Raw genomic sequence first — 21846 nt, 5'->3', positions numbered from 1 at the left:
TGCAACATCGCAAGTGCGGCGCAGCACGATTGCCCGGTAGAATAATACTTCGGCCTAGGTCATGTCAGGACGTATAGCCGTACCGGGTATAGTGCTTATTGCTGTAATAATCGTTATGATAATTGTCATAGCGTTTAATTGCCTGCATGTCGGTCTTGGTGAGGACAGCGCCAATCAAGGCCTCATGCAGATTGGGCGCGGTGTGAAGCGCGTGCTGGACGACATCTATTTTCGTGCCACCCCATTCAATTGCCAAGACAAAACAATCAATTAATGGCGCCGTCGCGCGGACGTCGATAATGGGCGCGAGAGGCGGAAGGTCGACGACGACATAGTCGTAGGCTGTGCGCAAGCCATCGAAAAGTTTCTTGGTCGGTGCGGCGGACAAGATCTCGCTGGTGTGCACGATCGGCTTCTTTTTAACGGTCGGCAGGAAGGTGAGATTGGTCTTTGGATCCCTCCAGACTGCCTCGTCGAGCGCGCATCGGCCGGAGATAACCTCGATGAGGCCGGCACCAGCGACGGGGGCAAGGCTGCGGGAAAGCGACGGATTTCTGAGATCGCAATCGACAAGGATGACACGCGCTCCGGCGTGAGCCATCAGTTGTGCGAGTGCCGCCGCGACGGTCGATTTCCCTTCATTGGGAAGCGAGGACGTAATCCCGACCACCTTGTTCGACGCATTGCTCGCATTCAGATCAACGGCCAATTTGATCGAACGGATCGACTCGGCGAAACGGGATAGCGGCATTTCGGTTGCCGCCCAGAAAACCCCGGAGCGGCGCACGATCGTTCGTTGCTCGAATGCCTTGTCCGATTGCTGTTCACGCGTCAGCTGCTTCGGTTTTGGCTCTTTCAAGAGTGGAACCAGGGAGATGCACGGCAGGTGCAAGGTGCTCTCGACCTGAGCCGCCGTACGGAACACCCGATCCATGATATCCCGAAGGAACCCAAGTGCCGTACCGAGCGCCAAGCCGCCAAAAAGCCCAAGGGCGAGGATGAGCTTCGACTTCGGCTTGCTTTTGCTGAGCGGAGGGGAAGCCGCTGAGATCACCCGTGCTTCCGTAATAGGAAACGACTCCTGCTGCACGGCGCCCATATAGCGCTGAAGAAAACTCTCATAGAGGCTTCGATAGCTTTTCGCGCTGGTTTCGAGCTCGCGCATCGTCGATTCAGCGGAATTCGTCGTTCGCGACTGGGAGACCGCGTCCGCAAGTTGCTTTTCGATTTCGCTCTGGCGCTGCTTGGCGACTTCGTAGTCACTCCTGGCGGTCTCGGAGAGCCGGCGTACTTCTTCGATAATGGATTTGCGGATATCCCGCATTCTTGTCCGGAGATTCACCACAGCAAGGTGATCTCGCCCGAAGCGAGACGACCATTCGGCTTCACGCCTCGAATACTCAAGATATTGCTGACGCAAGGTGGTGATGATTGTGCTGGTCAACGTGTCGGAAACGGATGCGTCGAGGCTGGCACTTGTGCTGTCCACGTCGGAATCGGTCATCCGAAGCGTTGTCTGAAACCTGTTCAGCCGGGCCAGCGCATCTGAGGTCTGAGCACGCGCAGCCACAAGTCGGCTGTTTAATTCAGTGACTTGCTGCTCGTCCATGAGCTTGCCGCCGGCAGCAATAATATTATTTTGCGATTTGAATGCATTGACGGCTTGTTCGGCCGTCAAGGCCTGCTGCCCCAGCTCACGCAGGCGTGCTTGCAGCCACGCGGTTGCCTGCCGATTGGCGTCAAATTTGGCGTTAAGTTGATCGGCAATATACGTGTTGGCGACAGCGTTTGCGATCTGTGCGGCCCGTTCTGGGCTGCTGGAACTGTAGCTGACTTCAATAACCGAGCTGAAGCCGACGCGCTCGGCTTTGAGCCTCGCCTCGAAAGCGTCAATCAACCCATCGTCGGGACCTTCGTCCGGACGGACTTCGCGCTTGGGAGCCGGCTTTGGAGAAACAAATATGCCCCTGATGCGCGCGAATAGTTTTGGCACAGGCTGGGCCGATGCGTCGAAGTCGGGATCGTCCGCCAGTTTGAGCTGGTTGATGACCGCATTGGCGATCGCCTTGGATTTGAGAATCTGAAGTTGGTTCTCAAACTGGGCTCGATCGAGTGGGGAATCCGCGAGAATGGATTGCTGTTGGAAGTACTCGGTCTTCGGGTTGGCAAACAGGACCTTCGCTTGAGCGGTGTAGGTCGGAGGCGTCATCCGCAGGTAGATGATACTCGCCGCGACGGTGAGCGCTGCCACGAACAAAATGAGCAGATACTGCCGCCTTAGAAAGCCGAATGCGAAATTGACGAGGTCGCGAAGGCTTCCTTGTTCGCCTTGATCCCACGCAGCCTCATTTCCCGCCAGCGAGCGCGATCGGTCAGTTTGAAGCATATGAAGCATTTAAATGGTCCATTCACATGGCGGGTTCGGAGATCGCGAAAATGCCTTTAGATGACGCCTTTACCATTAATGTCATTATCTAGCCGAAGTATTGCATTTAATTTATTTATATCCAATAATTCAAATAATGCTTCCAGAATTTAATTGCTTTACGATTAATTGAGGTCGAATCTTGCCGGGTTTCGCGTTCCTTGGTCAGAAAGTCATCGTCGTCATGGTTCTGCGCGCGCTGTCGCAAGGGGGCGTCCCATGCAGCTAGACATCCAGACTCTCCCAATTCCAGGTGTGAAATTGATCCGAACGTCTCGAATAGCTGATGTTCGCGGCTATTTCTGCGAGACGTATGTCCGTCGAGCATTTTTCGAGCACGATCTCGATTATGATTTTGTGCAGGATAATCAGTCGAGTTCTGCGCAAGTCGGAACCATTCGGGGCCTCCATTTTCAGCGTCCGCCTTTTGCCCAGGCAAAGCTTGTCCGCGTGCTGAGCGGCAGAATCCTCGATGTGGTTGTCGATCTTCGTCGCTCGTCCCCGACCTATGGTCAGCATGTCGCAGTCGAACTGAGTGACTCCGACGATGAACAGCTTCTGGTCCCGGTGGGCTTTGCGCACGGCTTCTGTACGTTAGAGCCGAAAACGGTCGTTCTCTACAAAGTCGATGAGGTCTATTCGGCGACCCATGACCGTGGCCTCAATTGGGCCGATCCCAAACTCGCAATTAAATGGCCGGTGACGGCGGAAAACGCGGTTCTCTCGGACAAGGACCGCAAATTGCCAATGCTTGATGAACTGACGCCTGTCTTTGACTAGAATGGTGGAGCGTTCGCGTGCGTGTCTTGGTGACAGGCGGAGCAGGATTTATCGGATCGGCCGTTTGCCGGCTGCTCGTGAGCCGGTACGGTATTTCGGTCGTCAATCTCGATAAGCTGACCTACGCTGCGAATCCGTACTCTCTTGATTCCATTGCTGGGGATCGGCGTTACACATTCGAGCGCGCGGATGTGTGCGACCGTTCCGCGCTAGATGCGATCTTTGCGAAGCACCGCCCGACCGCGGTGATTCACCTTGCCGCGGAAAGTCACGTTGATCGCTCGATCACGGGCGCCGCCGCGTTCATCGATACGAATTTCGTCGGAACTTATCAGCTCCTCGAAGCCGCAAGACATTATTATGCGGGGTTAGTGCCGGATCGCCGCGCAGAATTCCGACTTGTGCATGTTTCGACAGATGAGGTCTATGGCTCGCTCGGCGCTGAAGGCCGCTTCTGCGAGGACACACCATACCGACCGAGCTCTCCATATTCCGCCAGTAAGGCTGCCTCGGACCACCTCGCGCATGCCTGGTTCAAGACTTACGGCTTGCCTGTCATCGTTTCCAACTGCTCCAACAATTATGGACCTTATCAATTCCCAGAAAAGCTTATTCCCCTGATCATTCTCAATGCGATCGAAGGAAAGCCACTACCGGTCTATGGAGAGGGCACCAATGTTCGCGATTGGCTCTACGTCGAAGACCACGCGGAAGGGCTGATCACACTTCTCTCGAATGGACGGCTAGGCGAGAAATATAATTTCGGTGGCGACAGTGAACGGACCAATCTCGAAGTGGTCGAACGGATCTGCTCCACGCTCGATGAAGTGAGTCCCGGCCCGCAGCCAAGGCGGTCACTCATCAAATTTGTTGCTGATCGGCCAGGGCACGATCTGCGTTACGCGATCGATGCATCCAAAGCTCACCGCGAATTGGGCTGGCGGCCCCGCCAGACATTCGATGATGGGATCGAGAAGACAGTGCACTGGTACCTTGAGAACAACGCATGGTGGGGGCCGTCACGTCAGACGGTCTACAAGGGGGAGCGTCTTGGCCTTGCCGCAGCATCGCTCTGAGAGTTCGTGGACTGACAGGCCAATTTTGGTTGCCGGCAAAAACGGGCAACTGGCGCGTTGTCTGCTCGAAGTAGCGAATAAAGAAGGTTTGCCGTTGGTTGCGTTTGGCCGTCCTGAGTTCGATTTGGGCGGGGATGCAGATGTTGAGCGGGTTATCGCCACGATGGCACCGGCGGCCATTATTAACGCTGCTGCATACACAATGGTGGATCAGGCCGAAGCGGAGCCGGACGTGGCGCGCGCCATCAATCGTGATGGCGCCGCCCGGCTTGCTGCTGCGGCCCAGTCGAGAAATATCCCGTTTGTGCATATCTCGACGGACTATGTCTTCGATGGCACCAAACCATCGCCATACAACGAAGAGGATCAGCCGGCGCCTTTGAATGTTTATGGGCGTTCAAAATATGAGGGTGAGGTTGCTGTCTTCGCGGCGAATCCGCATGCTGTGGTGATCAGGACGTCCTGGGTCTACAGTCCATACGGCCACAACTTTGTTCGCACCATGCTGCGATTGGCGGCGCCGCAACTGCCTATCCGTGTTGTGAATGATCAGCGAGGCACGCCAACTTCTGCATCGGATCTGGCGGCCGCCGTTCTGAAGATCGTCCGGCAGCTTCGCACGGATTGTTCGGGCGACAAGTCGGGGATCTATCATCTGGCCGGACAAGGCGAGACTACCTGGTGTGAATTTGCCGGAACGATTTTTGCGAGCCTTGCGCGTCGTGGCTATCGGGTGCCGAAAGTCGGAGCAATCACAACCGAGGATTATCCGACGCCGGCCAGTCGTCCCAGGAATTCGTGTCTCGATTCATCCAAGGCTCATCGCATGTTTCGCGTTCAACTCGCTCCTTGGCAGGAGTCGGTCGAAAGATGCCTTGATCGCATCGCAGCCCCAGTGGAATCCCCGGCATGCTGAAAGGAATCGTTCTTGCGGGCGGTAGCGGGACAAGGCTTTATCCAATCACGCGGGGCGTGAGCAAACAGCTATTGCCTGTCTATGACAAGCCGATGATCTATTATCCGCTGTCGACCCTTATGCTCGCGGGCATCCGGGACATTCTCGTCATCACGACGCCGGAAGATCATCATCAATTCGAACGTCTGCTCGGCGATGGCAGCCAATGGGGTATCCATCTTCGTTATGCAGAGCAGCCAAAGCCTGCTGGACTGGCAGAGGCTTTTATCATCGGCGCGGATTTCATCGGAGACGACCGTGTCGCCATGGTGCTTGGCGACAATATCTTCTTTGGTCATGGGTTGCCGGATCTCTTGAAGGCAGCTGTTCGGCGGCAAGCGGGAGCAACTGTATTTGCCTATCACGTTCGAGATCCAGCCCGCTATGGCGTGGTGACGTTCAACGGCGACGACCGGCCCATCAGCATTGAGGAGAAGCCGCTGCAGCCGCGTTCGAATTGGGCGGTCACCGGTCTGTATTTTTTCGACAACGAAGTCGTCCGCTATGCCAGGGAAGTAAAGCCGTCCGCACGGGGCGAGCTCGAGATTACGGACCTTCAGCTGCGATACCTTTCGACCGGTACTCTTCATGTTGAAAGGATGGGACGCGGATTTGCCTGGCTCGACACGGGTACGTTCGAATCGCTGATCGATGCCGCAAGCTTTGTTCAAACGCTGGAGACCAGGCAGGGGATGAAGGTCGCCTGTCTGGAAGAGATTGCGTTTCGACAAGGATTTATCGATCGCGGCCAGGTGTTGAGCCTTGCGAAGTCACTCGAGAAGAGCGGCTATGGCAGCTACCTGTTCGGTATTGTCGAAACATACAGATGCGGTGATGCGCGATGAACATCAGTCCGGACTTCGACGCACAACGCTGTCGCGCGCATCGTAATTCGCCGCTGATCGACTACACTTTGAGCGGACTTCGGCAGTGCTGGATGCCCGACCATGGCCGCTGGTCGCATATCTATCATCTTGATGGCCGGCCTCAGCCGAATGAATCCGTGCCGCACAGTGATGTGTTTTACACCCTCAATGTTCTGCTTGGGTTGTCGAGGGTGAAGCATGTTCCAAAGGAGTTCGATCGGACAGCGATTTTTCAACAGAACGTTCGACAACTGCCAAGCCTACCAGTCAGAGACTATGCTTATGGAATGGCGCTGTGGACGGCGGCGGAATCCGGATTTGAAATCCCGGCCGATATTGTCGATCATATTGATCGCCTGCTCTCGGAGAGGGACAATTGGCGACGATTTAAGGCCCAAGACCTTGGGATGCTCCTGACCGGGGTCGTCGCGCAACTCAGAGCGGGTGAAGAGCGCTGGCGCAAGTTTGCCCAGCCATTGTTTTCTTTTCTCATCGACCGATACCACAGCAAATCAGGATTATTTTTCGATGCTGCGATCGGCTATCGGCGGCGATTTGCATCCTTCGCGACGCAAACGTATCTGACAATCGCGTGCTTTCACTATGGTGAGCTGACTGGAGACGGCACTGCTATCGGCATGGCGCGTGACTGCGTTCGCAAGCTGATCAAATTGCAGGGGCCGGAAGGCGAGTGGCCCTGGTTTTTTGATGCAAGGCAGGGCCAGGTCCTCGATTTCTACGAAGTCTATTCGGTTCATCAATATGGAATGGCGCCTGCATTTCTTGAATGCGCCGAGCGGAACGATATTCCTTCGGCCAGAGAAGCCTTGATCAAAGGTTTCAAATGGGTCCTGGGAAACAATCAATTACAGCGGTCGATGCTGGTGCCCGAGCTGCAGCTATCCATTCGCTCTCAAGTTCGAAACGGAGAGCTGCATACGAATAAACTGCGGATGATACGCGCCGTGCAGCATGCCTATTTACCTCGGGCTACGCGCCTAATAGATCCTGCAAACGTGATTCTACGAATGGAATGCCGTAGTTACGAGTTGGGATGGATTCTTTGGTCGTTTGGCCAGCGCTCGGACTTGGCTGAGCTGACTCACGCGCAGGAATTCATCAAGGCACTATCCAGCACGGCTTAATCGCATTGTTGTTCGTGCGAACGGGCGACTAAACCCCGGCCTCGCGGTTCCAGATCACAGTCTTGCTCTCGCGTAGCAGGCTGAGCATCTTCCGTGCCCGATGAGTGCGGATGGCGACGAGAACCAGGATCGCCTTACAGCGAGCTGTTATGCCCTCAATTCGATCGCTTGCGATGACTTTTGTAAAGTCGATCACTGGAGAGCCCAACACGGCCAGCGCGCGGGCGGCCCAGCGAAATTTCCAGCCGGGCTTTCCCTGAGCCATATTTAAGTAGTGTTGAAGCTGCCGGTCCCATTTCACGCAGAGCTCCTGGAGCGAGCGCCGGGCCGGGTGATAGACGATCATCTCCGGTACGTAACGAAATTGGAGGCCGGCGCTTAATGCGCGCCGCCCCCAGTCCATATCTTCCGCGACATGAATTCCCGCAAATGGCCCGACCTTGTTAAAGTCGGAGCGGCGGACCGCCAGATTCCCGGTTCCGGAAAACCCGTGTTGCTCAATATAAAGTTTGAAGCGATAGGCGAAGACCCCCTCATACGCCTCGATCGCCGTGTAATTCTTGTCCTCTCGCCAAATTCTAACGTCGCCTCCGAGAATTGTTCGATCCGGATATGTTCGAAAGGCCTTCAGTGCGCTGAGAAGCCAATCTGGATGTGAGCGGCAATCCGCATCAATGAATGCAAGGAATTCGCCGGATGCTTCCTGAACGCCGGCGTTGCGCGCTGGGCCGGGGCCGGGCTGAAGTTCGCTCAACAAACGCACTCCAAGGTGCCGAGCGATAACGTCGTGTGGCGGCGAAGCCGAACCATTGTCGACCACGATAACCTCGAAGCGTGTTCGATCGAGCCGTTGTGCATCAAGGCTCGCCAGACAGGTTTCGAGTTCGCAGCTCTGATTCAGATGCGGAATGATGACTGTAAATAACGGTTGATCCAATTCCATGCGGGTTCCCGTCTCCGGCTCGTTGCGCATTAACGCTACTTCACGAGAAATCATTATTTTCGATTTTATATATCAAATTAAATCCGGATTTCTTGTAATTAAATAATTAAAGGTATAGCGTGTTTTTGCAATGCGGTTAATTTCAATAAATTTATCTGAACCGATTGATTTTTCAAACGTTTTTATTTTACTCGTTTTTGGGGTGAAAAATGCGGGAGAATCTTTTGGGGTGCCCAATTGATATTCTGACGATGGCCGAAACCGTCGATCTCGCCCGCGACGCGATGCGCAACCGTATCAGGTTGCAGCATGTCGCGCTGAACGTCGCGAAGCTTGTGAACGCGCGATGGGATCCAGTGCTTTCAACCGATGTTGCCAGTAGCGATGTGGTCGGCATTGACGGGATGGGAATCGTAATGGCGGCGCGGCTTGTCGGATTGCCCGTCAAGGAACGCGTTTCCGGCGTGGACCTGCTGAACGAACTTCTCGCCGTCTGTGCGAAAGAAGGGTTCAGGCCGTACTTTCTCGGCGCCACGCGCGAAGTATTGCAGGAATCCGCAGCGAGGGTTCGCGAACGATATCCAACCCTTCAATTTGCCGGATTGAGAGACGGCTACTTTTCATTGGAGCAGGAGCCTGAGATCGTCAGCACGATTCGAGAGAGTGAAGCGGACTGTCTATTCATCGGGATGCCGACGCCTCGCAAGGAAAGATTTCTCGCGTCGCACCGGGACGAGTTGAACGTTCCCTTTATCATGGGCGTCGGAGGCTCCTTCGACATCTTATCTGGAAAAGTCCAGCGCGCTCCAGCGCGTATGCAGGCCTTCGGTCTTGAATGGCTCTATCGCGTCTATCAGGAGCCGCGGCGAATGTGGTGGCGCTACGCGAAAACCAACACGGTATTCGCCGGCATTCTGGCTCGAGCCGTTGTTGAACACGGTCTGCATGGGTTTGCGAAGCAGCGTAGTGCGGCGCCAGTCAATTCTACCCGGTTAAGGGGGTAGGGCGTGCGGATGCAGGTTTTCTCTTTATCGGAAGTCGGTCGGGCAGAAATCAATCGATCGCCGGTGAGTCATCGCCTCATCGCGGAGGCGCAGGCGGCGAGTGACGTTGGTACGGCGTCGGAGTCCGTCGCAGGGGGACATCTCGATGTCTGAGTTTGAAAAAGTCGCCGTCATTGGTCTCGGCTACATCGGTTTGCCGACCGCAGCACTAATTGCGAGCCGCGGGTTCAAGGTTGTCGGCATCGATACCAATCCCGATATCGTCAAGACGGTCGCATCCGGTTCCATCCATATTATTGAGCCGGATCTCGATGGTCTTGTTCAGAAGGTCGTCTCAAACGGATCGCTGACGACAACAACTGAGCCGGTACCGGCGGACGTCTTCATGATCGCGGTGCCAACCCCGATTGATGAAGACAATCATCCCGACCTGTCCTGCGTGATGGCAGCCGTCGATCGCATTACCGATCTTCTTGTGCCAGGCAATCTTTTGATTCTCGAATCGACTTCGCCGGTTGGGACAACCGAAAAGATCGCCAAGAAGATTAGGGAGAAGCGCCCGGATCTCAGTGTTGGTTCGTCGAATGGCGGTGCTTCGATTTCTGTCGCGTATTGTCCTGAGCGCGTTCTTCCAGGGCGAATCCTTTCGGAACTCGTGAACAACGATCGTTGCATCGGCGGCATCACCACGATGTGCGCAAGGCGCGCCCAACGCTTCTACAAGATGTTTGTTAGAGGCGCGTGTATAGCAACGACAGCGCGCACGGCCGAACTGGTCAAGCTGACGGAAAATGCCTACCGAGACACCAACATTGCTTTTGCCAACGAGCTATCGCTCATTTGCGATCGTCACGACATCAATGTTTGGGAAGTCATCGATCTTGCCAATCGGCATCCCAGGGTAAACGTTCTGCGGCCGGGGCCGGGTGTCGGTGGGCACTGCATCGCGGTTGACCCATGGTTCATCATCGATTCCGCACCGGATCTGGCTCGGGTGATGAGGACCAGCAGAGAAGTTAACAATCGCAAGACAGAAACAATCGTCGAACGTGCCATGGCGCTGATCGAGGATCATCCCTACGCGAATGTCGCCTGCTGTGGGTTGGCTTTCAAAGCGAATGTCGATGATCTGCGCGAAAGCCCGGCTTTGGAGATCGCGCTGCATCTCGCAGAAAAGTACGGTTCACGCATCAAGATCGTAGAACCCAATATCCGTCGTCTTCCTTCGGAGCTCGCAAAACACGGCGCGGAAATGATGAGCGTCGATGAAGCTTTGCGCTCCTGTGAAATAGCTCTCCTTCTGGTCGACCACGATGAGTTCAAGATGACTCCGATCGCTGAGCGTCGTCATCTCGATGTGATCGACACCCGCGGTATCTGGCAGGACATGCCGATCAGGACGTGACGTTCGTAACGCGAAATTTTCATTCGTATTTAGACCCGAGTATGTGAGTATTCAGATGAAAAACGGATTGATAGGCGTTGGAGTTATCGGATACGGCTACTGGGGTCCGAACCTCGTGCGCAATTTTATGAATAGCGACGTCGCTCGTGTTGTAGCCGTCAGCGATCTTGACCCGGCCAAGCTGACCGCCAGCAAGCGCTTTTATCCTGGGTTGGAAACAACCACCGATTTCCGGAATTTGCTGAAGAATCCGGCTATCGACGCAGTGGCGATAGCGACGCCGGTTCACACGCACTACGAACTCGCACTCGCCGCGCTACAGGCGGGAAAGCACGTTTTCGTGGAAAAGCCGCTGGCGGAAACGTCGGAACAGGTGCTTCACCTCATCGAGGAAGCGGACCGACGGAAGCTCACGCTGATGGTCGACCACACTTTCCTTTATACGCCGGCAGTCCAGAAGATTCGTCAGCTCGTCGATGAGGGGGCTCTGGGTGACATTTACTACTACAACGGCATCCGGGCGAGCCTGGGCTTGTTCCAGAGCGATGTGAATGTCATTTGGGACCTTGCCGTTCACGACATCTCCATCATCCAGCACATTTTCAATCAGCGGCCAGTGGCTGTCTCCGCGACGGGCACATGCCATGTGGCTGGAACACCGGAAAATATGGCCCATATCGCGCTGTTCTTTCAGAACAATTGCGTTGCACACATCAGTGTCAACTGGCTTTCCCCCGTCAAAATCCGGCAGACTCTGGTGGGCGGCAGCCGTAAGATGATCGTGTATGACGATCTCGAACCAACCGAGAAGATCAAGGTTTACGACAAGGGAATTACCGTCAATGGATCGGCGGAAAAAGCCCGCCAGCTGCGGATCGGATATCGCGCAGGGGACATGTGGGCTCCGCATCTTGCCGCGAAGGAGGCTTTGCAAACCGAGGCGGAGCACTTCATCGATTGCCTGAGCAATGGGAAGACGCCGGTTTCGAGCGGGACGAGCGGACTTCGCGTCATCGAAGTATTGGAAGCCGCTTCCCGATCGATTGCCGCACAGGGCAAGCCCGTTCGGCTGAAGCCGAGCGTTAGGTTGAAAGAGGCCGCGCTATGATTTTTGAAGAGGTAAATGAGATTCTTCCTCGCAAAAGCAAGGCCGGTTCGCGGATGGTGAAGGCGATCCACGGTGCCCGGGAGATTGAGCAGGATCCGCAATTCGAGCTGGATATGGCGGCCCATCTGCGGGAACAGCTCGACCGCGAGCAACTGCACGAAGCGTTCACGCGCCATGCTACCGGAGCAAGTTATATCGACGAATTAATGCGTCGGGTTTGCTTGCGCGCACTCGTCAGGAAGCTCGGCACGGGCGCGAATATTCGTCGAGGCGTTACCGTCATCCATCCTGAGACCTTTGAGATTGGCGATGGGGTGTTCATCGGAGAGCAGACCATCATTCAGGGGCGGTTTGACGGACGTCTTGTCGTTGGCAAAGGAGTCTGGATTGGTCCGCAAAGTTATTTCGACGCGCGTGATCTTGTTCTTGAGGATTATGTGGGATGGGGCTCCGGCGCGAAGGTGCTTGGCTCCGAGCACACCGGCGTTCCGGTCGATATTCCGTTTATCCAGACGGACCTCAAGATTGCCCCTGTTCGAATCTGCGAATGGGCCGATGTCGGTGTGAACTCAGTCATCTTGCCAGGAATTACCGTTGGCCGTGGTGCGATCGTCGGAGCGGGCGCGGTCGTCACGAGGGATGTTCCAGAATTTTCCACGGTCGCCGGCGTGCCGGCGAGGGTCATCGGCCGACGCAAGAAGCAGGACGTGGAAAGGATCCAGGCCACGAGCCGATCATAATGAGTGCGGTGCATCGTTCGATCTTCTTTTCGGCCGCAGAACGCTACGGGGGCTTTGCTCTCTCCGTAATCTCTACCGCCGTGATGGCGCGACTTCTGACGCCGGAGGAATTCGGCATATTTGCTGTGATCAGCGCAATTGTTGTCGTGATTATAGCGTTCTTCCAAGAGTTCGGCGGCGCGAACTATCTGATCCAGAAGACGTCGCTTTCGGTGCGTAATATCCGTACAGCGTTCACGATCACATTCTGCATTTGCTTCATGATCGGAGTGGCGCTCTTCGCGACAGCCAATGAATTTGCAGTCCTCTTTCGACAGGAGGCATTGAAAGGCGGAATTGAAGTCATCGCTCTCAATTTTGCGCTGACGCCCATTTCAGTAACGGTGTCGGCTCTCTTCCGGCGGAATATGGAATTCGGCAAGCTTGCCGTGTGTAATCTGGTCGCCAATGTCATTGCTGCCGCTGTATCTATTGCTCTTGCGGTCGTCGGATACAGTTACCTGGCGCCGATCTGGGGACTGGTTTCCGGAAACATTGCGTTGTCAATTTTCTTGGTTGTTGCGTGGGGCGATCTGACGATCTTTCGCCCCTCGCTGTCTGGGTACAGGAATGTCATGAGCTTCGGCCTGTATTCCAGCGGCGTCACCGTCATCAATGTGTTTTACAATCTGGCGCCGCAGTTCTTTCTGGCCCGTATCTTGGATTTTGCGGCTGTTGGACTTTACAGCCGTGCCGTTGGTGCCACGCAGGTTTTTGATAAATTAGTGGGGCAGGTGCTTGGCCCGGTCATCATGCCGGCCATCTTCACCCAGATCAAAGCCGGTGGCGATCTGAAGCGGATTTATCTGGACGCGCTCTCGCTGCTTTCTGCGGTTCACTGGCCATTTCTTTCATTTGTCGCGGTGATGGCTTATCCGATTATCCTGATATGGCTTGGTGCAACCTGGTTGGATGTTGTCCCGCTTGTGCGGTTGCTGTGTGCAGCAAGCCTTTTCCTGTTCGCGGCGTGTCTGACATACCCGGTTCTTGTAGCCGCTGGTTCCGTGCGCGACGCAATGATTTCCTCGGCAATTTCTCTTCCGCCGTCGCTGTTGTTAGTTTTTGCGGCCTCGTTCTTCGGCGTCAAAGCCGTCGCTGCAACGGCGTTGCTGACGCTTCCATTTCAAGCGGCTGTGGCGATTTTGTTCATTAAGCGACGTCTGAATTTTTCCCTGTCGGATCTGCTTCGGGCTACATGGAAAAGCGGTGTCATCACTCTCGTTAGCATGGTTGGGCCGCTGTTATTCGCCGCTATGATTCATGTCGGTTTGCTTGGACCGGTCGTTGGCTTCGTGCTGGCCTGTCTTTCTGCTGGGGCAGGATGGTGTGCAACGTTGGTGTTAACGGACCATCCGCTGTTGCCACATCTGCAGTTCGCCGCGAAAGGTTTATCTGCACGCTTTCCGCCGTTCGCCGGCATGACCAAGGTTAAACCAGCGGGCTCAGCCTCCGATGCGCGATAGTAGATTGATTATGGGCTGCGGTCCGACATCACTCAGTGGCACGGTGCCACCTACGGAATCATTCGTTCTTGGGAGAAATTGAATGCCGATCGGAAAAGATGTTCAGCTTGGTCGTGACGTGAAGATCTTCCATTCTGATCTCGTAAATCTCTATGGCTGCTCCGTTGGTGATGAAACCAAGATCGGCACGTTCGTGGAGATTCAGGGCGGCGCGAAAATCGGCAGTCGCTGTAAAATTTCATCGCACAGCTTCATCTGCGAAGGAGTCACGATCGAGGACGAGGTCTTCGTCGGTCATGGTGTGATGTTCACCAACGATAGGTTCCCGCAAGCGACGAACCCGGATGGCCAACTGCAAGGACCTGCTGACTGGAAGGTGGAGCTCACCCGAGTGTGTCGTCGGGCTTCCATCGGATCGAATGCGACAATCCTCTGCGGAATCACCATTGGAGAGGGGGCGACCGTCGGGGCGGGATCGGTTGTCACTCGAGATGTGCCGCCAAATGCGGTCGTCGCGGGCGTGCCGGCTCGAATTGTCACCGGAAAGAAGAGGCTTCACGTGACCGCGTAACAGAAACCGCGCTTTTCAAGGAAGTTTGCGTGTTTGCCGTCGTTGTCTAATTTAATCATGATGGAAATTAAATATATCTCGATTTATTAATTGGTTGCGGTATTATTTTCACCAACTTATATTTATACCAATATTTAATATCGGTGATTGATTTATAGTCGCGTCCTCAGTCCCAGATTCACAGACAGTCGTGGCGCGGCAGTTGTTCCTTGTGGAACGTCGGTGATGCAGGGGGAATGGCCTTTGATTCCGTTTCTCGATTTGAAGGCCCAATACAGGCAAATCAAGCCGGAGATCGACGTGGCGGTGGAGCGCGCGATCGAAAGCGGGCAGTTTGTGCTGGGTCCTGAAGTTTCAGCTTTCGAAGAGCGCTTCGCCTCATATAGCAACGCAAAGCATTGCAAGGCGGTCAATAGCGGAACATCGGCACTTCATCTCGCGCTTCTTGCCGCGGGGGTTGGCCCAGGTGACGAAGTCATAACGGTTTCGATGACGTTCGTTGCGACGACTGCAGCTATTCTCTATTGCGGAGCGACGCCTGTCTTTGTGGACATCGATCCTCATACCTGGACGATGGATCCCAAACTAATTGAAGCGGCGATCACGCCGCGGACGAAGGCAATTGTTCCTGTTCATCTGCATGGCCTGATGGCCGACATGGATGCGATCATGACGATCGCCCGCCGGCATCGGCTGATTGTGATTGAAGATGCAGCGCAAGCGCATGGCGCGGAGTACAAGGGCCGTCGAGCCGGTTCGATCGGCGATGCAGGTTGCTTCAGCTTCTATCCCGGCAAGAATCTCGGCGCCTATGGCGAGGGCGGCGCTGTGGTCTGTAATGATGCTGGAATCGATCAACGAATTGCGTTGTTGAGAGACTGGGGACAGGCCTCGAAATACAACCATGTCGTGGCGGGATACAATTATCGCATGGATGGAATCCAGGGTGCGATACTGAACGTCAAGATGAAGTACATCGAGGAATGGACCGAAGCGCGAAGAGCTGTCGCATCCCAATACGATCGACTATTGGCCGGCCACCCTTACAGACGACCTGCTCCCCCGACCTATAGTCGCCATGTCTATCATGTTTACGCGATTGAAGTGGCTGAGCGTGACGAGGCGCAGGCCAAGTTGCAGGCCGCAGGCATCAGCACCGGCATTCATTATCCTGTACCTGTCCATCTTCAAAGGGCTTATGCCGGACTTGGATACAAGGCGGGCGACCTGCCTGTGACAGAGCTCTTGGCTGGCAGATTTCTTTCGTTGCCAATTTATGCCGAGCTACAGCCCGATCAGATCTCGACAGTGGTCTCGGAATTGGAGAAGGCGGTTCTTACTCAAGCTGCGTAGTCGATGTTCCATTCAAGCGAGCAATTTTAGACCAAGCTACGGATTGTTCGGACAAAGAGAGGTCGCGTTGTGGCTGATTTAAAGGGCAAACGGATACTGGTAACAGGCGGAGCCGGCTTTATCGGTTCGCACATCGTAGATTTGCTATGCAATGAGGGCTGTATCGAGATCATTGCTCTCGACAACATGGTTCGTGGTCGCCCCGAGAATCTGGAGCGTGCGCTGGGGCGTGGGCCGGTCCGACTCGTGCATGGTGATATCCGAGATGATCGGCTGATGACAGCTCTCGTCAAATCCGCTGACATTGTTTTCCATCAAGCCGCTTTGCGGATCACGCATTGCGCGGCGGAGCCGCGCCTTGCGATGGAAGTGATGGTGCAGTCGACGTTCGATTTGCTCGAACTTTGCGTGAAGCATGACATCGAAAAGGTGATCGCGGCTTCGTCTGCCTCCGTTTATGGGATGGCGGATCGATTCCCGACGACGGAAGACCAAAATCCCTACGACAATCGCACGCTGTACGGCGCTGCAAAGGCTTTCAATGAAGGCCTTTTCCGATCGTTTAACGATATGCATAGTCTCGATTACGTTGCGTTCCGGTATTTCAACGTCTACGGCGATCGCATGGACATTCATGGCCGCTATACGGAAGTTCTGATCCGTTGGATGGAACGCCTTGAAGCCGGACTGCCCCCCATCATTTTTGGCAATGGCCGGCAGACCATGGATTTCGTGCATGCGAGAGACGTTGCGCGGGCCAATATCCTTGGAGCCAAGGCGAAAGTCAGCGACGAGGTTTTCAACGTTGCGAGCGGAACGGAAACGAGTCTGGCGGAATTGGCGCGAGCTCTGACCGAGGTCATGGGCAAGAAGGAACTCGAGCCGGAATTTGCACCGGAGCGTTCCGTCAATCCAGTTCCGCGCCGTCTGGCGTCCACCGATAAAGCAGAACGTATGCTCGGCTTCCGCGCGACGATCCCGCTGCATAAGGGGCTCGCCGAATTGGTTGATTGGTGGCGGGCCGAACGCGACACTTTGGCACTGCCGAGTAAGCAGCAGGCATTAGGATCATGATCCCCATCGCATTGCCGCTTCTTGATGAGAGTGAAGCCGACGCAGCGCGAGAGGCTGTACTGTCGGGTTGGGTCTCCCAGGGGCCGCAAGTCGCTGCCTTCGAGCGTGAATTTGCGGCCATGGTCGATGCGCCGTTTGCCTGTGCGGTGTCCAACTGTACAACAGCCCTGCACCTTGCTTTGGTCGCGGCGAATGTTGGCGCAGGTGACGAGGTGATCACCACGAGTCACTCATTTATCGCTACGGCGAATTGCATCAGATATTGCGGTGCGACGCCGGTCTTCGTGGACATCGATCCAGAAACCTACAATATCGATCCGGTCCGGGTAGCTGAAGCTATTACGCCGCGTACGCGCGCCATTTTGGCGGTCCATCAAATGGGCATGCCATGTGATCTAGGCGCACTGACTGCTTTGGCCAAGAAGCACGATCTTATTCTGATTGAAGATGCCGCCTGTGCCGCAGGCAGTGAGATTCGAATTACCGAGCAATGGGATCGAATTGGCAAGCCTCACGGTGATATTGCCTGCTTTTCCTTTCACCCCCGAAAGGTGATCACGACTGGTGAGGGAGGCATGCTGACGACCTCCAACGCGGAGTTCGACGGTAAGTTCAGGCTCCTACGGCAGCATGGTATGAGCGTTCCTGACACGGTTCGGCACGGCTCGCCGCAGGTGATTTTCGAGGATTATCTTGTGGTCGGCTACAATTATCGGATGACCGACATGCAGGCGGCTGTCGGCCGCAAGCAGCTGGCGAAGTTATCCGATATCGTTACGCGTCGCCGCGCACTGGCCGCAGGGTACACCGAACTTCTTGGCAATATTGAGGGGTTGAGTCTGCCGCTCGAGCCCGAATGGGCCCGCTCTAACTGGCAAAGTTACTGCGTGCGTCTGCCGAGCAGGGTCGACCAGAAAACGGTGATGCAGAATCTCCTGGATCAAGGTATCGCAACGCGACGTGGGATTATGTGTTCTCACCGCGAGGGGCCGTACGCCAACGACAGGCAGCGTCATGATCTGCGTCAATCCGAAATTGCCCAAGATCACGCGATCCTTCTGCCGATTTATGCACAAATGATCGAGGAGGATGCTGCACGTGTGGCGGCTGCTTTGCGTGCGGAGGTCATGCGGTGATTCCCGTAAAACTTCGGGGAGAGGAGAGTTCTATCACGAGAGGCTCCGAGGTCCGAGATTGTCGAATTCTGGTCGCGCTCGCCAGCTACGGGACCGCGAACAACCGATATTTAGAAAAGGTCATTGATGAATACAGATCGATGCCTTTCGATATCGATATCGTTATTCTTTCCAACATCGAAAAGAGGCCGGCCGCAGACATCGAATGTCTCGTCGGACTTCCGAACAAGAATCCATGGTCGCTCCCGTTTTCGCACAAGAAGTTGTTTGCTGAACGCCTGAATGATTATGACCTCTTCATCTATTCAGAGGACGATATCCTAATAACAGAGCGGAATATTCGAGCATTCTTGGAAGTCTCTGCCGTACTGGCGGAAGACGAGATTGCGGGCTTTCTGCTCGTAGAAAAGGATCTGGACGGCGGGCTGAATTATCCTCAGATGCACGGCCACTTCCACTGGGATTGCACATCGGTCAGGGTAAGAGGGAATTATTGCCTTGCCCATTTTACCAACGAGCATGCGGCTTCCTATCTGCTTACTCAGCAACAGCTCGCAAAGGCGATCGAGTCAGGTGGCTTTTTAGTTGAACCACACGAGGGGAAGTACGACCTTCTTTGTACTGCCGCCACTGACCCATACACGCAGTGCGGCTTTAAGAAACTCATTCCGGTTTCTGAGATCGAAGATTTCGCGGCTCACCACCTGCCCAATAAATATATCGGCAAGCTGGGTGTAGACGGTCCCGAATTGAATTCTCAGATCGCAGCGCTGTTGCGAATTGTTCATGACGAACGCGCGCCTGTTCCGTTGCTCAATGCTGGCACCCGCCTTTGGCACAGCATGTATTCAAAAGACTACTACGAGCCCGTCAGGGACGAGGTGCTGTCGGCCGTTCCAGAGGGCGCCAAAAGAATCCTTTCAATAGGTTGTGCTTCAGCTGCAAATGAGCGCCGCTTGGTCAAGAGTGGGAGGCGTGTCGCAGCAGTTCCTCTCGACCCGGTCATCAGCAGCAGTACGTCAAGAACGGGTGTGGAAATAGTAGAAGGCGATCTGCGGACAGCTAGAGCTAGTATCGAAAACGAGCGTTTTGATTGCTTGTTATATTTGGATATTCTGCAATTCGTTCGCGATCCGGTTGAGTTGTTGAGTTTGTTCGTCGATCTTCTGTCGCCGAACGGAAGGATTATCATCAGCGCGCCGAACCTGCCCTCTTATAGATACTTATGGCAGAGTGTTAAGAACGACAGAAAGCTCCGCAGGTGGGGGCGCTACGAGGCCACGGGAGTTCATAATACATCGATCGGAAGAGTTCGAAAATGGTGCGCGTCATGCGGATTGACCGTTGAGAAGATCTTTAGAGTCATCCCTGACAAGGGCCGTAAAAGCATTGGTGGTCTCGGGCGCTCGCTTCTGGTTTCGGATTTCGTAATTGTTGCCAAAAGGGCATGAGTTGATCTGGCAAGAGATTGTAGCGCCCAAAAGATTACCCGGTGCTTTGAGAGTGGCGGGCTCTTAATCGGGACTTCGCGTTCAGCGGAACAGTGAATGTGTTGAGGTTCGGAAATGCAAGACAAAGCGAGCCATTCATTAGGAGAGGCGGCGCAAGCACGTTATTACCAACACTCGCGTCGGGAAATACGCTCGCTATTGCCGAAGACGGCATCTCGAATACTCGATATCGGCGCCGGTGGCGGGTATACACTGAGGTGGCTTAAAACCATCTATCCGAATGCAACGACGACCGGCATCGAATTAAATGTGAACCTTAGGAGTCAGCTGGAGCTGAATGCCGACGAGGTTATCTTTGGAAATATAGATGAGTGCATGCCGCAGCTTGAAACGTTCGATCTCATCCTGCTGTTGGATGTACTTGAGCATGTTCCAGACTCGACAAGCACTCTTCAGAGAATAAGTCGCCTTCTTTCAGTCAACGGGCGTGTTATCGTTTCTGTCCCGAACGTGGCTCATCTGAGTGTGACGCTTCCCTTGCTCTTTGGGCGCAAGTTTACCTATCGTGACTCAGGCATCATGGATCGTACACATCTGAGATTCTTCGTCGAAGATACAGCTGTTAAGCTTCTCAACGATGCCAACTTAATAGTTATAGATGGCTTGATCTCAGGAGTCGAAGGGTCGAAATCGCAGTTGCTGGATACGCTGTCATTCGGCTTACTGCGCCATCATCTTACCAAGCAATACATCATGCTCGGTGAGGCCAACGGCGGCAATCTTGTGCAGCCCAGAGTTAACTGGAAGGTCATCGATCGATCTGCCTTCAGTCAAACAAGTTGACGAAACTCGCTGAGTAGCGGGTATGGTCGGTCGCGGCTTAAAAGCCATGCCATCGATGTAAAAAATCTATCGGAGCTCAAATTGAGTTGGCAAGATCTCGTAAGCCGGAATTCGAAGCTGCACTCGCTCTCATTGCTGAGCTGGTCTTTACATCATAACCTTGGTCGACGGGATGTCAGGGCTGATAGCCTGTCATCGACTGTTCGCGAAGCGACGCTCGAACACCAACGCAAAGTCCCCAGTAAATCCAGATGTAGTGCCAATAGTGAACCGTCAAACCGGTCAACATTATGATCAAAAGAACTCTGGTAAAGCCCGGCCGCAGTTCGTCCATCTGAGTGGTGTTGCGCCTCAGATTTCGGGGGGCTCCTGATGGCAGAATCGCTGTGATGTTGGTGAGAATTATCAGGACGACCAAGGGAACACCAAATCGAAGCGCCAACGTCAACCAAACGCAATCGACGGTATAGTCGAGTATATAGTCATCAAGGGAATTGAACGCGTAGCCAGTCCATGGCTCTTCGGCAATCTTTGGTAACGCGGTATCCCAAATTAGCAATCGGAAATATCCTGACTCTGGATCTAAGGTCAGGTGAGAAATGATCCACCCGATCGGATGGTTCGTCACAACGAAGATCACAAGGAGGACTGCCGAAATTGCAATCCAGAACGCGCTCCATCGCCAAGGAAACTGTTTCATAAGCTTGTCGTAGGCAAAGGTGGCTATCGCGAGAAGAAAAAATAGCATTGGGGCTGATGATAGCGACAGGAAGCATCCGAAGAGGCATAGGCCAACCCACAAAATTCGCTTTGAAGCCGTTTCTGTAGACAAGAAGATAATGCCGGTGATCGAGCAAAACGTGCCGAACAAGATGGGATGATCGAATGTTGATGCCGCTCGCACCATGCCCATTCTGAAGTCGACTCCCAGCAAAGATGCGCTACCGGAAAGCTGGGCCAGCGTGTTGTAAGTGACCAATCGTCCAGATAGATTGTCAGCAAGCGCTAGAGAAATGGCTACGAGAGCAACAATCTTGAGCACTTTGGTCATTGAAGTGAGTGCGGCGTATCCAAAAAGCAGGCCCCGGGCAACGAAATAGCCTCCTGCATACTCGATACTTTCCGCGGCCGCAGACGATATGTCGTCCCCGTCGCCTGTGTATGCAGCCGTCCCGATCATCCAGGCCGCCGCCATGCAAACAAGATAATCTGACAGTATTAAACGGCGGTTTGCTCTGGTCAGCTTGATAAGCGCGGGTATCAGTAGCAGCAGTATCCCTATTCGGCCAACTGTGAGCTTCGGGCCCAACATATTGATCGTAACCACTCCACCCGGGAACAGCGCTCCACCGAACACAAGCCATGCCGCTAAACGACCGGAGCGCGAAGGAGCACGGCGAGAAGTGCGCCAATCTGCGCCGGGTTGGTAGTTGAGTCCTTGTTGCGCGATGACGTTCGTCATTGTGTTC

General features: G+C 54.4%; 19 protein-coding genes. 16 read left to right on the top strand and 3 right to left on the bottom strand.

Features of this window, described 5'->3' with window-relative positions:
• Positions 1-64: 64 nt before the first annotated feature.
• Positions 65-2395, bottom strand: a complete 2331-nt coding sequence (locus ACZ5C3_RS24475) for a Wzz/FepE/Etk N-terminal domain-containing protein (protein WP_464033730.1) — start codon at positions 2393-2395, stop codon at positions 65-67.
• A 249-nt stretch (positions 2396-2644) separates the two neighbouring features.
• Here ACZ5C3_RS24475 and rfbC point away from each other — a divergent pair, with 249 nt between their 5' ends.
• From rfbC to ACZ5C3_RS24450, 5 genes are read left to right on the top strand one after another with little or no spacing between them, the layout of a single operon-like run.
• Positions 2645-3205 carry a dTDP-4-dehydrorhamnose 3,5-epimerase gene (rfbC, locus tag ACZ5C3_RS24470; RefSeq protein WP_464033729.1) on the top strand — a complete coding sequence of 187 codons (561 nt, stop codon included), beginning with the start codon at positions 2645-2647 and terminating at the stop codon, positions 3203-3205.
• A 17-nt stretch (positions 3206-3222) separates the two neighbouring features.
• Entirely contained in the window at positions 3223-4281 is a 1059-nt protein-coding gene (gene rfbB / locus ACZ5C3_RS24465) for a dTDP-glucose 4,6-dehydratase (RefSeq protein ID WP_464033728.1), read from the top strand.
• Positions 4256-5197, top strand: coding sequence for a dTDP-4-dehydrorhamnose reductase (gene rfbD / locus ACZ5C3_RS24460; protein ID WP_464033727.1), 942 nt, complete (start codon positions 4256-4258; stop codon positions 5195-5197). The genes rfbB and rfbD overlap by 26 nt, the downstream gene beginning before the upstream one ends.
• Positions 5191-6081 (top strand): glucose-1-phosphate thymidylyltransferase RfbA, encoded by an 891-nt coding sequence (gene rfbA / locus ACZ5C3_RS24455; RefSeq protein WP_464033726.1) that lies wholly within the window; start codon positions 5191-5193, stop codon positions 6079-6081. Before rfbD ends, rfbA begins: the two co-directional genes overlap by 7 nt.
• Positions 6078-7247, top strand: a complete 1170-nt coding sequence (locus ACZ5C3_RS24450; RefSeq protein WP_464033725.1) for a hypothetical protein — start codon at positions 6078-6080, stop codon at positions 7245-7247. The genes rfbA and ACZ5C3_RS24450 overlap by 4 nt, the downstream gene beginning before the upstream one ends.
• A gap of 28 nt (positions 7248-7275) precedes the next feature.
• Here ACZ5C3_RS24450 and ACZ5C3_RS24445 read toward each other — a convergent pair whose 3' ends face one another.
• A complete protein-coding gene (locus tag ACZ5C3_RS24445) occupies positions 7276-8190 on the bottom strand; it encodes a glycosyltransferase family 2 protein (protein ID WP_464033724.1) in 915 nt (304 codons plus the stop codon).
• Between the two features lie 224 nt (positions 8191-8414).
• Here ACZ5C3_RS24445 and ACZ5C3_RS24440 point away from each other — a divergent pair, with 224 nt between their 5' ends.
• The 11 genes from ACZ5C3_RS24440 to ACZ5C3_RS24390 all read left to right on the top strand — a co-directional run bounded on the left by ACZ5C3_RS24440 (position 8415) and on the right by ACZ5C3_RS24390 (position 20377).
• Complete coding sequence (locus ACZ5C3_RS24440) at positions 8415-9194, top strand: WecB/TagA/CpsF family glycosyltransferase (protein ID WP_464044337.1); 780 nt, start codon at positions 8415-8417, stop codon at positions 9192-9194.
• Positions 9195-9339: 145 nt separating this feature from the next.
• Entirely contained in the window at positions 9340-10599 is a 1260-nt protein-coding gene (wecC, locus tag ACZ5C3_RS24435; RefSeq protein WP_464044336.1) for a UDP-N-acetyl-D-mannosamine dehydrogenase, read from the top strand.
• 67 nt (positions 10600-10666) lie between these two features.
• Positions 10667-11707 carry a Gfo/Idh/MocA family protein gene (locus ACZ5C3_RS24430; protein WP_464044800.1) on the top strand — a complete coding sequence of 347 codons (1041 nt, stop codon included), beginning with the start codon at positions 10667-10669 and terminating at the stop codon, positions 11705-11707.
• On the top strand, positions 11704-12447 hold the full coding sequence (locus ACZ5C3_RS24425) for an acyltransferase (protein WP_464033721.1): 744 nt from the start codon (positions 11704-11706) through the stop codon (positions 12445-12447). Before ACZ5C3_RS24430 ends, ACZ5C3_RS24425 begins: the two co-directional genes overlap by 4 nt.
• Positions 12447-13949: an oligosaccharide flippase family protein gene (locus tag ACZ5C3_RS24420; protein WP_464033720.1), complete on the top strand. Its 1503-nt coding sequence runs from the start codon at positions 12447-12449 to the stop codon at positions 13947-13949. Before ACZ5C3_RS24425 ends, ACZ5C3_RS24420 begins: the two co-directional genes overlap by 1 nt.
• An 82-nt stretch (positions 13950-14031) precedes the next feature.
• On the top strand, positions 14032-14520 hold the full coding sequence (locus tag ACZ5C3_RS24415; protein ID WP_464033719.1) for an acyltransferase: 489 nt from the start codon (positions 14032-14034) through the stop codon (positions 14518-14520).
• A 243-nt stretch (positions 14521-14763) separates the two neighbouring features.
• Positions 14764-15873 carry a DegT/DnrJ/EryC1/StrS family aminotransferase gene (locus ACZ5C3_RS24410; RefSeq protein ID WP_464033718.1) on the top strand — a complete coding sequence of 370 codons (1110 nt, stop codon included), beginning with the start codon at positions 14764-14766 and terminating at the stop codon, positions 15871-15873.
• 69 nt (positions 15874-15942) lie between these two features.
• Entirely contained in the window at positions 15943-16947 is a 1005-nt protein-coding gene (locus tag ACZ5C3_RS24405; RefSeq protein ID WP_464033717.1) for an NAD-dependent epimerase/dehydratase family protein, read from the top strand.
• Positions 16944-18083 carry a DegT/DnrJ/EryC1/StrS family aminotransferase gene (locus ACZ5C3_RS24400; protein WP_464033716.1) on the top strand — a complete coding sequence of 380 codons (1140 nt, stop codon included), beginning with the start codon at positions 16944-16946 and terminating at the stop codon, positions 18081-18083. The genes ACZ5C3_RS24405 and ACZ5C3_RS24400 overlap by 4 nt, the downstream gene beginning before the upstream one ends.
• A 140-nt stretch (positions 18084-18223) precedes the next feature.
• Positions 18224-19534: a class I SAM-dependent methyltransferase gene (locus ACZ5C3_RS24395; RefSeq protein ID WP_464033715.1), complete on the top strand. Its 1311-nt coding sequence runs from the start codon at positions 18224-18226 to the stop codon at positions 19532-19534.
• Between the two features lie 114 nt (positions 19535-19648).
• Positions 19649-20377 carry a class I SAM-dependent methyltransferase gene (locus tag ACZ5C3_RS24390; protein WP_464044335.1) on the top strand — a complete coding sequence of 243 codons (729 nt, stop codon included), beginning with the start codon at positions 19649-19651 and terminating at the stop codon, positions 20375-20377.
• A gap of 175 nt (positions 20378-20552) precedes the next feature.
• On the opposite strand, the gene ACZ5C3_RS24385 is transcribed toward ACZ5C3_RS24390, so the two are convergent.
• The gene (locus tag ACZ5C3_RS24385; protein WP_464033713.1) at positions 20553-21839 is read right to left on the bottom strand and encodes an O-antigen ligase family protein; all 1287 of its coding nucleotides are present in this window, start codon (positions 21837-21839) and stop codon (positions 20553-20555) included.
• Positions 21840-21846 lie beyond the last annotated feature (7 nt).

Source organism: Afipia dichlorophenoxyacetatis, from assembly GCF_055386385.1.
This window is presented reverse-complemented; position numbering and strand designations above follow the sequence as displayed.

Coding starts and splice junctions, on each gene's coding strand:
- ACZ5C3_RS24475 (WP_464033730.1), bottom strand. CDS start 2,395: ATGCTTCATATGCTTCAAACTGACCGATCGCGCTCGCTGGCGGGAAAT.
- rfbC (WP_464033729.1), top strand. CDS start 2,645: ATGCAGCTAGACATCCAGACTCTCCCAATTCCAGGTGTGAAATTGATC.
- rfbA (WP_464033726.1), top strand. CDS start 5,191: ATGCTGAAAGGAATCGTTCTTGCGGGCGGTAGCGGGACAAGGCTTTAT.
- ACZ5C3_RS24450 (WP_464033725.1), top strand. CDS start 6,078: ATGAACATCAGTCCGGACTTCGACGCACAACGCTGTCGCGCGCATCGT.
- ACZ5C3_RS24445 (WP_464033724.1), bottom strand. CDS start 8,190: ATGGAATTGGATCAACCGTTATTTACAGTCATCATTCCGCATCTGAAT.
- wecC (WP_464044336.1), top strand. CDS start 9,340: ATGTCTGAGTTTGAAAAAGTCGCCGTCATTGGTCTCGGCTACATCGGT.
- ACZ5C3_RS24425 (WP_464033721.1), top strand. CDS start 11,704: ATGATTTTTGAAGAGGTAAATGAGATTCTTCCTCGCAAAAGCAAGGCC.
- ACZ5C3_RS24420 (WP_464033720.1), top strand. CDS start 12,447: ATGAGTGCGGTGCATCGTTCGATCTTCTTTTCGGCCGCAGAACGCTAC.
- ACZ5C3_RS24415 (WP_464033719.1), top strand. CDS start 14,032: ATGCCGATCGGAAAAGATGTTCAGCTTGGTCGTGACGTGAAGATCTTC.
- ACZ5C3_RS24400 (WP_464033716.1), top strand. CDS start 16,944: ATGATCCCCATCGCATTGCCGCTTCTTGATGAGAGTGAAGCCGACGCA.
- ACZ5C3_RS24395 (WP_464033715.1), top strand. CDS start 18,224: ATGCCTTTCGATATCGATATCGTTATTCTTTCCAACATCGAAAAGAGG.
- ACZ5C3_RS24390 (WP_464044335.1), top strand. CDS start 19,649: ATGCAAGACAAAGCGAGCCATTCATTAGGAGAGGCGGCGCAAGCACGT.
- ACZ5C3_RS24385 (WP_464033713.1), bottom strand. CDS start 21,839: ATGACGAACGTCATCGCGCAACAAGGACTCAACTACCAACCCGGCGCA.